The following is a 12288-nucleotide window of genomic DNA, read 5'->3' as shown; positions in this document are numbered from 1 at the left end:
GGGTATAGGGAAGGATAACAAGCTCTGACATTCAAAGAAAATATGGAGTTAGTAGAGATACTGCAAACAGATGGTTAAATAATCTGCTTAACCTAAACCTGATAGAAAGAAAGGGAAGGGGGAAGGCAATATACTATGTTTTGAGGGAGAAATGATGCGTCAGATTTGCGTCAGATTTACGTCAGATAACCACAACCGCCGGGCTGAGCTGTGCTGGAAGCAGCTTGAAGAGCTGGTTGAGAGGCCGGCATGAAGCAGAGAAAGTGCTCAGAATAATGCCCACCTCAGACGTGCGTCTATTGCGCAAGGGGGCATCATTTGGGCCAACTATAACTGGAAAGAAAAAATATGACAGGTTTTTCATCTATGTTCCCACTGAAGTGGCGAGGGACAGTTCTTTTCCATTCAAAGAGGGCGACAGATTAAAGATTAGAATAGAAAAGGACGGATTATTTATTGTGAAAATATAGGAAGCCGCCTCAGTAGTACTCCTCGGCGATCTCCCAGGCAAGGCGGGCGCTTTCCCTGGCCTCGTCGCCCTCCACCACCTCCAGGTGTCCTGGATACAGCACCTCTATATCCAGCGAGGCCAGGCGTCGAAGGCTATGCTTGAGCTGCAGCATATTTCCGCCCATATCCACGCGTCCAAAGCTTCCGCCGGCGAAGAGGGTGTCGCCAGAGAACAGCACCCCTGTGCCCGGGATGTAGAGGCATGCGCTCCCCGGCGTATGCCCCGGCGTGTGGAGCACCTCAAGCTTTGTCTCGCCCAGGTCTATGAGCTCCCCCTCCCTGAAAACGCGGTCATAGCTCAGGCTCTTGCCGTGAGCAAAAAGTGAGGCAGTGCCATAGAACCTGCCCTCCCTCATCGCCTTAGCATCAAGCTCATGGATAAGCGTCTTCGCATTTGGAAAGAGCCCATTGCCACCGCAGTGGTCTATGTGGGCATGGGTATTTATCACATAGTCAACGCGCTCAGGCTCAACAACCCCGCGGAGCATGCGCTCCAGCCAGTCTTCGCTCAGGCCGGTGTCTATAACCGCCACCTTCTTGTCCCTGATAACATATACGTTCGAATCATATCCCTTGGAAATTAATGGTACTATCTCCATCTCATCACCTCAGTCCAGGTTCCACAGTCCCAGCTCTTTCGCAATGGCAAAGGCTCTGCTCATCTCATCGCCGCTAACCCGGCGCGATATATCCGCGTGCTTATACGCCTCAAATTCAGGACGGTACTGCCCCATTATGTTCACCCTCGCCTCATTGCCCAGGTTCTCTGCTATCCACTCAAGTATCTTCCGGGTGCAGCAATCCACGTGGTTCGGCAGAACCAGGTGGCGGATGAGAAGCTCAGCCCCCTGTTCACGGGCGAGCAGGAAGTTGCGGGTAACCACCTCAAAGTAGCGCGGCGCCTTGGAAAGGCGCTTTGCGCACCCATCGTTGCCATACTTGAAGTCTCCCAGGTAGACGTCCACAACGCCATGGAGAAGGGCCATAGCTTCCGGCGTCATGTACATGTTGCTGTTCCACACTATGGGCACATTCACGTCGAGGTTTAAGAGCATGTCCAGAATCACATGCAGATTTGGCGTGGGCGAGCCGCCCACCAGGTTCACATTGCGGCTGCCCTCCCCCAGCCTGCGCTTCCTGACAAGCTGTGCAAGGTACTCTCCGGTTACCGGCAGGCCCTTCTCCACCTGCCGCGATATTGTCCAGTTCTGGCAGTAGACACAGTAGAAATTGCAACCTATGAAGAAGAGGGTGTGGCTCGGTACAAGGCAGGCCTCCTCGCCCATGTGCATAAACTCGCTGCTCAACCTCGCCTCAGCCGCAAGGCCGCAGAAGCCTATCTCCCCCTGCCTGCGGTTTCTCTTACAGCGGCGCTCACAGAACTCACAGGCGCTGAGCATACGCCACGCCAGGGTGCGCTTGAGGTCCAGCAGGCTCTTCTCAGGCTTCGGGATGGAGTCGTAGTCCCTCTTTCCGGAGTCGAGCTCCTCCCTCAGGGCATGGTAATCTTCAAGCCTCTCAGTGTGGAGCTCCCACAGCTCCTCTGTGCTCTCCTCCTCCCCGTATTCGGCCGCCACAAGCTGCGCTATCCTGAAGTTCGCCTCCCTCTCGTTGACGGCGACGCGAATATACCTCCCCAGCGCGTGCCTCACCCCGCGGTCATCAAAGGCGCGCGCTGCATCAGGGCGCAGGAGCCAGTACATAACCTATTGCGCCAGCCTAACGTGTACTAATTGGGATACGTAAAGTCGTCGCCCTCATCGAATACCTCGATTTTTGCCGCCTCCCCGGGTGCGGGCACGGGCTCAATCTTCCCCACAGCTTCCACGCGCAGCAGGTGGGAGAAGTACCATATCCTGCGATTCTCTGGTTCAAGCTTGAAGTGCAGTGCCCTGAGCACCTGGTCCACATAAACCTCATCCTCCGGATACTCCATTGGATACGCTGAGAACCTCCGCTTTATGTCTGTTAGCGCAAAACCCATGCGCAGAATCTCCTCCTGAATGCGCCTCCACTTTTCCATGGAGCATTCCAGGCTGGTCAGCCCAACGTAGCCCACACCGCGGCTGCGGAGCGTGGCAGCGCCGCGCGCAAAGAAGGTCAGAAAGCCGGAGAGGGTCTCCAGGGGTTCTGTGGAGAAAATATCGCCGCTGCCCACAAGCTCCCTGGGCAGGGGTTCTTCCACATTGTAGGGCACATACTCTATCTCCAGCTTGTGCTTCCGGGAGCACTGCTCTATAAATCCGCCTGTGCGCTCATCTATCTCCAGCACCACCACACGCGAAGGTAAGCGGGTAAGCGCCAGGGCGAGGCTCAGGTAGTCGTCGTCGCCTACAAGGGTTATCCTCTTGTCAGCAAGGCCATCGCGGGCATCCATGAGGTAGACCCTCGCAACCACACTCTCAGCGTCCATGTTTCCCTGAAAGTACTCCGCAGTAGTTGGGGGTCGTGCTTTGAGCAGCGACCTGAACTCCTTCAGGAGCGGGGCGGCTCTGATGTCAACACCCCTCTCGCTGCAGGCACGGCACGTCCTCTCCTCCAGAGCCCGGGGCGCTTTCGCCAGCGCCTGCCCTGAGAGCGCAACCCTGCCGTTCTCCACAACCAGCTCGCCAGTGGCGTGCATCTCATTTACAGCATCAACAAAATCCTTGAGGCGATACTCCCATCTGCCCAGAAGCTCCCAGAAGTCCATCCTCCGCCTTCCCAGCAGGCGCACCACTTCCTCCTTCACAGTGTCACCTCCTTATCCTGACCACAAACTCGCAGGGGGCCGAGTTCCGCCGGTAGCAGCGCCGGCGCTCAACCTCTGCATCAAAAAAGCACCTGAGCGCCGCCTCAATAAACCTGACCTCAGAAGTGCATCCCGCCCTCTTGATCTTTTCTATGGAGGTGCGCTTTATAACCTCCCAGAAGGCGCTCCTCTCCACGCGCACCACCGCCTCGTCCTCGCCGAGCATCTCGTAGGCGTAGCTCAGGTAGGCCCTGCCCCTGGCTGCGAACTCCTGCAGAAAATCCTCCAGGGAGGCGGGCTCAGCCATCGCCAGCGCTATCCTCTCACCCAGTATCTCCCCAGAAACAAGACAGCAGCTCTTCATGGCTACTCGATTATAAGCTCCACCTGCTCCCCCAGCACCCGCGAGAGCAGCACCTCTATTCCACACTCGTACTCCTTGATCTTATCCTTCTTCTCCAGCCTGTGAATTGTGCCCAGGGTGTGGATGTACTCCGTCTCCACGTGCCTACCCGAGGCGTCGAAGAACAGCGTGAGCCTGTCGTGAATCTTCTCCCTGTGCTTCAGGTAGAAGGTGATGAACCTTCGCATTGATTTGCCGTGCTTCACGCACAGCTTGTACCTCTTGAGGAAGGGATGCCTCTCCACATCTATAAACTCTCTCACCCTGAAGCATTGCGTGGTGATGCCGTCGCTGGTTATGCCGAGATGCTCCAGAATCTCATCATAGCTCTTCTTTATCCTCTCATCTTCCTTCCCACGCATCTTCTTCTGCAGGGGCTGGGTTCTTATAAAGAGTTTCACAGTAATCACCTTCCTAACCTACAACCCTTACCTTTGAGAAGCCCACACTGGGTGTAACCACTCCCGAGACCTGCGTCACATCCCTGCCAAAGCCGGAGATGCTGCCGAGGAGCTCATATACATTGCCCGCGAGTATCGCCTTCTTCACCGGCGAGCCGTCATAAAAGGCATTTCTTGTCTCAACTGAAAAGTCGCCTGTAACAGGGTTGGAGGTGTGCGCGCCTATCAGGCCATGAACAACCAGTGCATCATCCTCGAGGCCCCCCCTGCCCTGGACTATGAAGTTGGAGGCATCTATGTGCGGCAGGGTTGAGTAGCCGCTGCGATAGGCATTGCCTGTGCTTTCTTTACCCTCCCTGCGCGCCGTGTATATGTCGTAGAGGTAGCCCCTGAGGACGCCCTTCTCCACAAGCACCTTGCGCTGCGCAGCTGTGCCTTCGCCGTCGAAGCTGGAGCTTTCAAGCCCGGCCTCAAGGGTTGCATCGTCAACTATACCAAAATTCTCGCCGAACACCTGCTCCCCCAGCCTGCCCGCAAGGCGGCTTCGCCCGCGCTGCACATTGTCTGCGCTGAAGCTGGGTATGAGAACATTCTCAAGCAGCTCTGCGACTGCTATGGGGCGCAGCACCACACCATAGTCGGCGGTCTCAAGCTTCTGCGCCCCCAGCGACTCCTTTGCCAGGCGGCTCGCAACCTCGCCCACGGCTTCAAAATTTAAATCTAAACTTCGCGAGGCGTCGAAGTGCATACCCGTCGCCACCTCCTCACCCCGCCTCGCAACGGTACTCAGATAGGCGGAAATCTCTGTGCTCCTCTCCTCCGCCTCCACGCCAAGACTGTTGAGTATGCGCTCCTCGCTCACCTGCCACGCCACTGTACCCTGGGTCACCTCCACCCCTCTGGCCTTGGCGGGCGTGAGCATCGCCTCGAGCTCAGCCTCAAGCTCCTCAAAGCTCAGCGAGGCGAGCCGGGGATCATAGATGCCCTTAATCCTCCTGTGCCTCTGCTCACCTGCAAAGGCGAGGTGCTCATCCGGAGGGGAGACCTTCGCCACGCCCAGCGCCTTCTTCAGGAGCCCCAGGGTAAGCTCATTACCATATGCAAATCCCATGCTGCCCTTCAGGAGTACGCGGGCGGCATAGCCGTGGAGTTCGCCTGCCTCCACCAGCTCCACCTGGCCGCGCTTTATCTCCACCCCATAGCTGCGCTGCCTGAGCTCATATATCTCGCCCTCGTCTCCGTGTTTCTCCAGCCAGCGGAGCGCCTCCCGCGGCGTCATTGCGTACCCCCCACAGTTGCCACTGTTCGAATCGCAGGACCGCCGTCTCCCACAGCAACAAGCTGCCCACTCTTGCCGCAGTAGCCTATGTGCACCCCAAAGTCGCTGCCCACAGCGTCTACGCGGCGGAGTATTGCAAGGGTCTCACCGGAGAGGGCGACATCTCTAACCGGCGTGGTGACCTCACCCTTCTCTATGAGGAAGCCCTCCTCTGCAGAGAACTGGAAAACCCCCCGCGCCGTGTCCACCTCGCCGCCCCTGGAGCCGAGCAGATATACGCCAAACTTCACATCCTCAATCAGCTCCTCAAAGCTGGCATCGCCCCTGGCGAGGTAGGTATTGCTCATCCTGGGCATTTGCTGAAAGTTGTAACCCTGGGCGCGCGCATTGCCAGTGGGCGCCTGCCCGAGCTTGGCCGCTGTCTCGCGGGAGTGCAGATAGCTGCGCAGAACACCCCGCTCCACAACCGCCTTCTTCTGTGCTCTAACACCCTCGGCGTCGTAGAAGTAGGAGCCGAATCCCTGCTCCAGGGTGGGGTCGTCGTAGATGGTAACCTGTTCGGAGGCGATGGTCTCTCCCAGCTTCCCGGCGAGTATGGACTCGCCCTGCACCACGTGGTCCGCCTCCACAGCGTGGCCTAAGGCCTCGTGGATGAACACACCCGTAAGCTTCGGGTCTATCACCACAGTAAACTCCCCAGAGGGCGCTGCCTTTGCATGAAGCAGGCGGAGCGCCTTCTCACACGCCTCCTTTGCGACGAGTTCAACGTTGCTGAGGGTCTCTAAGCCAGAGGTTGCGCCCACGCGCTCACCGGCGAATTGAATTTTTGCACCATCCTTTGCAAAGACCTGGGCATAGAAGGCCACACGCGGGTAGCGCATCGCTATCTCCGCCCCCTCAGAGCTCAGGTAGGTTATCTCAATGCTGGCATCGCTGTAGGCAAAGCTCGTGCTCACAATGCTCTCATAACTCTTCGCCACCTCATGGGCCCGCATGAGGTACTCCAGCTTCTCCTCGAGGCTGGCCCTGGTGGGGTGCAGCTCTGCCCTCGCCTCAACCCTGTCCCTGGCTACCTCCACCTCTGCAAGCTGAGTCCTCTCGCGCTCCATCCTGGCGCCGCGCAGTGCACGTCTGGCGAGGTCCTTCACAGCCTCCACGCTGCTCCCATAGGCAAAGCCCCATCCCCTCTCAAGAAGGCGGAGCCCAATCCCAGAGCTCTCACCTGTTGCAACCTCCTTGGCAACGCCGTCTTTCATTAAAATGGAGGTGCTCTCCACGCTGTGGAGGGTGACATCAACAAAACGGGCTGGCAGCTCTAGAAGTTCTCTAATTTCGTCCTGCATAAGAAGAGCCTCAGCTTCCCTGCTTGTCAACACTGGGTAAGGCCTTGTCCACCCTGGGCAGTGAAATCATGCTCTTCACGCGGTCGAGCAGGCCCTCGCGGTCCTCACTCCAGCACAGTGCCTCCTCCAGCACCTCAGAGAGCGTATTAACCGGTACTATCTTTATCATCCTGCTCTTCTTTGAGTCAAGCATCACATCCTTGAGGTTTCCGCCGGGTATTATGACCCTGTGTATTCCAGCGTGGATTGCCGCATCTATCTTGGCGTTTATACCGCCCACAGGCAGCACATCGCCGCGTACACTGAGGGAGCCGGTCATGGCGACGCTCTGGTCGACGGGTATGTTCTCCAGGGCAGAGAAAACTGCTGTTGCAACACTTATGCTGGCGCTGTCTCCCTCGACGCCCTCATAGGTCTGCAGAAACTGAATGTGAACATCGTAGTTGGATATATCCCTGCCTGTGTGCTTTTTGATAATTGCGCTCACGTTCTGGATTGCCTCTCTAGCTATGGTGCGCAGCTTGCCCGTGGCTATTATCTTGCCCTCCTCGCGGCTCTGGGCAGGGGTAACCTCAGCCACTATGGGCAGAATTACGCCGCTGTCGCTGCCTATTACCGCAAGGCCGTTAACCTTGCCCACCTCGGCGCCCTCAACCCTGTAAACCTCGTAGTCCTTCTTCTGGCTTATGTACCTGTCTGCTATCTGCTGCTCCAGTGTTCGTGCAATCTTCTTTGCCTTCTTCACGTGCCTTGCTTCGACGTAGGGTGCGCCCTCGCTTATTGCGACGTCGCCGGCGGCACGCACCAGGCCGCCCAGGGCGCGAAGCTTGAGGGTGAGCTTGCCTCTCCTACCAGCGCGCCTTCTCGCATCCTCTATAATCTCAATTACAGCCTCACGGGTGAAGTGGGGTATCTTGCCGTCCTTTTTGACCTCCTGGGCAACGAACTGCACAAGCTTATCGCGGTTCTCCCGCGTGTCCTCCATCACATCCTTCATGTAAATCTCATAGCCGTAGCCCCTGATACGGGAGCGCAGCGCAGGATGCATCTTCCTGACCACATCCAGGTTGCCGGCGGCAACGAGGATGAAATCACAGGGCACTGGCTCTGTACGCACCATGGCGCCCGAGCTACGCTCACTCTGCCCAGTAATCTGGAACTTCTTCTCCTGCATCGCAGTTAGCAGGGACTGCTGGCTCTCTATGCCCAGTGTGGAAATCTCGTCTATGAAGAGCACACCCTTATGCGCGCGGTGAATCGCCCCAGCCTCAACCAGCTCGTGGGGAGGTGTCTCAAGCCCGCCGCTCTGGAAGGGGTCGTGGCGTACATCGCCCAGCAGCGCACCTGCATGCGAGCCCGTGGCGTCTATGAAGGGAGCCTTTGCCCTGTCCTTGTTGCTCAAAAGCAGCTTGGGCACTAGCACATCGTCCTTGACCTTTATGTATTGTCTGCCCATCAGCAGGAAGACAAAGGCGATTATCCCGAGGAAGAGCACATAGGGCTGCTGGAGCACCAGCATGTAGTAAAGCACGAGGAACATTATGCTTATGAAGAGCACCTTGAACATGGTGTTTATGGGCGCCTCTACCTTACGCTTCTGGTCCTTGAAGCGCTGGAGTATCGCCTCGCCCTCGCCTGCCTTTACCACCTCTATCTTGGGGTTGTTCTTGTCTTCGGGATTGGGGTAGACGAGGACATCTTCAAGCTCTTCGGTGGGAAGGAGCTCCGCCATCGCCTGACCCAGCATGCTCTTCCCTGTACCCGGGTCGCCTATGAGCAGAACATGCCTCTTCTGGAGGGCGGCCTTCCTTATTATCTCTACTGCACTTTCCTGGCCAATCACCTGGTCGATAAGGTTCTTGGGAACCTCAATCTCCTCAGTGGTGCGGAACTTCATAAGGTCCAATTTCGCTTCACCTTCCTAGGATAGCGGAAAGTTTAACGAAAGTAATATTGGCGGAGGAGGAATATAAAGCTTGGGTAGAGCCTACTAGCCACCGCTTAAGCCTGGGATTTAATAGCTCTCCAACAAGGATAAGGTGGTTTACATGGTGGCTGAGGTGGATGTATACCGGCACGGGAGGCTTTTTTAACGATCGGGTAAAAAGTGTTAAAATTCACATTTTTAAATATAAATTGTGAAATTTTCCAGCTTTTTCCAACGTTTGTGTCCTGGTTTCACCATGTTCAAGGTATTTTTGAAACCTATTTGTTGAGGTAATCTACGACGTTCATCATATTCATGCTCCTCAATCCATATAACTTCTCTTACATGATCAAAGAAGTAGAAGTCATGTTCTAATTCATCTATTTTTAAAAGCTTATGTTTATTATCGCTAACCTCTGCCACTCCGAGAAGATATCTCTCACCATCTAATATCAACACGATGTCACCTTTTTTCATAATACTACAAAATAAGTCGAATTGGCCAATCCAACCTTTCTTTAAGCGCTTTTCATTGATTATTGATTCACGATCTTCTGTCCATTCATCTACTTCTTGATGAGAAAGACCTATGAGGTTGTTATCCTTAGCATAGTCCCAAAGTTCTTTTCTCATATCCCCATTATAGCTCAAATGCATAATGTAGAAGTATTTTCTGTTTTTAATGGTAGGAAGTTCTTTAAGCTTAATTTGCAACGTTGGGGGGATAGGATTTTTCCATCGATTGATTTTAATTTTTTGCTCTAAATCATTGTTACGTGATACCATTTGTATTGCTCTTTTATTCCCAATTTTTTTCCATATTTTTATTCTTTTAATTAGCAACTCTTTGTTTATCTGTTTAGACTCTTTCCACAATCTTTCAAAAAATCTAACTATTTCTTCAACGGTATCTTTTCTGTTGATCGAAATTCCTGCCTCTATATTTGTTGTTGCATGCCTAGAAAGATTTGCACTGCATATCAACGCAGTATCGTCAAAGATGTAAATTTTTGCATGTAAGTTTTTATTGTTCCGCACTTCTGCAAAATCTTGAAGCTGATTGATCCCATATGGATTTGTAAGCCCATTTTTTACGCTGCTTTCACTAAAGTTAACAATAAATCTTATATCCTCAACATTTCGTATATTTTCACTAAACAAATTATAAGACTCCTTCCCAACAAAAGCAACTGCAGCATATACTCTCCTATCTGCATTAGATGAAAGTTCACGAATACTTTCAAAGATCTGTTTAGTATCTAGAAATTTCATATCTTGCCCCCATTGTCCAATGATAATTAGGTTGCTTATATAATTAAAATCTTTGGTAAATTTTATACGTATTATAAGGCATCTGGGCATGAGACTTATCCTAGAAATGAACATCACTTTCATTAAAATTTTAAGAGGTGAAACCGCGCCAGAATCACGAGGGCCCGTGGCGCAGCCTGGTCAGCGCGTTCGCCTGATAAGCGAAAGGTCCTGGGTTCGAAGCCCAGCGGGCCCATTTCTTTTTTCTTTGGGTGCTTCTCCGGGACTGTCGGTATCCGGTGTATAATAGTTGCTCTATTCAATGCGACCACCTCACACAGGAAATATTGGATGGTGTATAAGGATAATAGCAGGGATGAAGGACGGAACCCCATAAGATAAATTATTTCTTTAATGACATTTTTATGGTAGTATCATAACGGGGATATAATATGAATAAATCAAAGGAAGTGAAGGTAACTCCAGATGTTATTGAAACACTTTTTGACGAAATGTTGTTAACTATGGAAATTCAAGGGGAAACAATTTTAAACAGGGGAATCATAGATATGGCGACCTTCAAAGTAAATAAGCAAAGAGATGTTTTTGATCAGGCAGCTATGGCGATGTTTGAAATCGCAGCTCAGCATGCGTTTTCAGATGGTAATAAAAGAATGGCTTATCTTCTAGCAGAAACAATATTATACCAGAAAAATTTTAAAATAAAATGTAATCCGGATTCATGTATTAAATTGCTGGTGAAAATTGCTCAAAATAAAGCAACATTAAAAGAAGTAAAAAAATGGATAAGAAAACATGCCGTCAAAATAGAGTTATAATTTAGCAAGTTTGTCAAAGAGCACTCTATTCTCATTAATTATTTTCCTAGCTAACCTTCTTGCCTCTCTCAACTCTTCGGCTGTAGATTTTCTAGAGGTATAAGACATAGCATGCCGAAATTCGTCTATGGTCATATTAACTACCCCTATTATCGGAACTACATATATACTTTATGTTTCAAGTTGAGATAGTTAACCATTAAAAACTTTTGATTGAATATTGATAGTGGCAGGTAGAGTAAAGTAAACTAATAATAAGGCTTATTGTCTATTGTTGGCGGTTCAATTGCTTTAACCATCCCCTTTAGAAGGCGAGTTCTACTCTTCTACCTTCCAACAATCCTTCACAACGCCATCTCTTTCGCCCTTAAAGGGGAAAACCAATGCCTCGCGATGTCCTTGCGCCTCTTGGCAAACTTGATGTGCTCTACTACTACGGCGAGGTTGCAAAGGCGCTTTTCGGCTTTCTGCGCGGAAAAGAGCTCGCCACCAAGGTGTGGATTCCCCGCGGGCCAAAGATAATAAAGCGGGGCTCAAAACACGGCGTACTTTACATTGAGCAGCTGGCTGAGAGCGTCACTGATGAATTTCTCAAACTCAGGCTGCGCTCCCTCAGGGAGGTCCGCCACAGGCTTACCCCAACCCAGGTGAGGGTGTGGAACTACTTTCTGCCGCGGAAGCTGTGCGACTTCTTCTATGCCACCAACGGCGAGGGGGAAGGCAGAGCAATAGAGCGCATCTTCTTCGACATCGACAGGGCTAGAGAGGTCGGCATTGAGGAGGCTCGGCTCGCGGCCAGAGCGCTGGTGGAGCTCATACGCGAAGATGAGGAGTTCAATGCGTTGTTGCCAGAGTACCGCTTCTTTACGATGTACACCGGTTCCTCCTTTCACGTGTACCTCCTGCTTGAGAATGAGCTTCCGCCTGAATTCTATGACACCAACCTGAGGTTCTCCAAGGAGGCGCCGCTGGCCAGCTTCACAGGCAGGTGGGCTGAGAAGATAAGGTCCACGCTGGGGATACGCATCGCCGGAGGTCACGAGAAACTGGCAGGGCAGCTGACCCTCGACCCCTCACAGACGCCGAGTGGCAAGCTTGCCAGGGCACCCTTCTCGCTGCACATGGGCGATGCCAGAAGCGTGGACGGCGTGGCCTTGCCTCTGACAGTGGACATGCTGGCCGAGTCGGGGCTGGTGGAGGAGCTCAAAAGCTACACCCCAGAGAAGGTGCTTGAAGAGCTCCCCGAGCTGCAGAAGAGGATCCCCTGAAGCAGGCATCACAACCTTTTTATACCCCTAACAATAGCGTTTAAACAGGTGGTTGGCTATGCAGGAGACCAAAGTTGGGGATATAATGACCCGCAATGTTATCTCTGTCAAGCTCGACTCCACGGTGACTGAGATTCTGGATAAGATGGTCAACAAAAACATCTCCGGCGTGGTTGTTGTGGACAGTGGGGGTGATGTTGTGGGTGTGGTGTCGGCGCTGGACATCTTCAAGCTTGCCAACGGCAACCCTGGACTCAACTTCAAATACACCGCCGAGGACATAATGACACCCTACACAATCTCGGTTACACCGGAAACCAGCATAGAGGAGGCGGG

General features: G+C 52.8%; 13 protein-coding genes and 1 tRNA gene. 5 read left to right on the top strand and 9 right to left on the bottom strand.

Features of this window, described 5'->3' with window-relative positions:
• The first annotated feature begins 224 nt into the window (after positions 1–224).
• Positions 225–470: a hypothetical protein gene (locus ACXJJW_RS03675; RefSeq protein WP_456474377.1), complete on the top strand. Its 246-nt coding sequence runs from the start codon at positions 225–227 to the stop codon at positions 468–470.
• Positions 471–479: 9 nt separating this feature from the next.
• Here ACXJJW_RS03675 and ACXJJW_RS03670 read toward each other — a convergent pair whose 3' ends face one another.
• The 9 genes from ACXJJW_RS03670 to ACXJJW_RS03630 form a co-directional block, all read right to left on the bottom strand.
• The gene (locus tag ACXJJW_RS03670) at positions 480–1109 is read right to left on the bottom strand and encodes an MBL fold metallo-hydrolase (protein WP_456474376.1); all 630 of its coding nucleotides are present in this window, start codon (positions 1107–1109) and stop codon (positions 480–482) included.
• 9 nt (positions 1110–1118) lie between these two features.
• Entirely contained in the window at positions 1119–2213 is a 1095-nt protein-coding gene (locus tag ACXJJW_RS03665) for a radical SAM protein (RefSeq protein WP_456474375.1), read from the bottom strand.
• 26 nt (positions 2214–2239) lie between these two features.
• A complete protein-coding gene (locus ACXJJW_RS03660) occupies positions 2240–3241 on the bottom strand; it encodes a bis-aminopropyl spermidine synthase family protein (protein ID WP_456474374.1) in 1002 nt (333 codons plus the stop codon).
• A 4-nt stretch (positions 3242–3245) separates the two neighbouring features.
• On the bottom strand, positions 3246–3605 hold the full coding sequence (locus tag ACXJJW_RS03655; RefSeq protein ID WP_456474373.1) for a hypothetical protein: 360 nt from the start codon (positions 3603–3605) through the stop codon (positions 3246–3248).
• Between the two features lie 2 nt (positions 3606–3607).
• Positions 3608–4045: a hypothetical protein gene (locus tag ACXJJW_RS03650; RefSeq protein ID WP_456474372.1), complete on the bottom strand. Its 438-nt coding sequence runs from the start codon at positions 4043–4045 to the stop codon at positions 3608–3610.
• A 13-nt stretch (positions 4046–4058) separates the two neighbouring features.
• Positions 4059–5324, bottom strand: a complete 1266-nt coding sequence (locus ACXJJW_RS03645) for a TldD/PmbA family protein (protein ID WP_456474371.1) — start codon at positions 5322–5324, stop codon at positions 4059–4061.
• Positions 5321–6667, bottom strand: coding sequence for a TldD/PmbA family protein (locus tag ACXJJW_RS03640; protein ID WP_456474370.1), 1347 nt, complete (start codon positions 6665–6667; stop codon positions 5321–5323). Before ACXJJW_RS03640 ends, ACXJJW_RS03645 begins: the two co-directional genes overlap by 4 nt.
• Positions 6668–6677: 10 nt before the next feature.
• A complete protein-coding gene (lonB, locus tag ACXJJW_RS03635; RefSeq protein WP_456474378.1) occupies positions 6678–8564 on the bottom strand; it encodes an ATP-dependent protease LonB in 1887 nt (628 codons plus the stop codon).
• A 228-nt stretch (positions 8565–8792) separates the two neighbouring features.
• A complete protein-coding gene (locus tag ACXJJW_RS03630; protein ID WP_456474369.1) occupies positions 8793–9866 on the bottom strand; it encodes a DUF8426 domain-containing protein in 1074 nt (357 codons plus the stop codon).
• A 160-nt stretch (positions 9867–10026) separates the two neighbouring features.
• Here ACXJJW_RS03630 and ACXJJW_RS03625 point away from each other — a divergent pair.
• The 4 genes from ACXJJW_RS03625 to ACXJJW_RS03610 all read left to right on the top strand — a co-directional run.
• Positions 10027–10101, top strand: a tRNA-Ile gene (locus ACXJJW_RS03625).
• Positions 10102–10297: 196 nt separating this feature from the next.
• On the top strand, positions 10298–10684 hold the full coding sequence (locus ACXJJW_RS03620; RefSeq protein WP_456474368.1) for a type II toxin-antitoxin system death-on-curing family toxin: 387 nt from the start codon (positions 10298–10300) through the stop codon (positions 10682–10684).
• A gap of 383 nt (positions 10685–11067) precedes the next feature.
• On the top strand, positions 11068–11952 hold the full coding sequence (locus ACXJJW_RS03615) for a hypothetical protein (protein WP_456474367.1): 885 nt from the start codon (positions 11068–11070) through the stop codon (positions 11950–11952).
• A 58-nt stretch (positions 11953–12010) separates the two neighbouring features.
• Positions 12011–12288, top strand: a 278-nt coding sequence (locus ACXJJW_RS03610; RefSeq protein ID WP_456474366.1) for a CBS domain-containing protein, incomplete at its 3' end; no start/stop codon positions are given.

Source organism: Candidatus Pyrohabitans sp. (assembly GCF_054014795.1).
The sequence above is the reverse complement of the archived record's forward strand: the minus strand, read 5'-3'. Positions and strand labels throughout refer to the sequence as shown.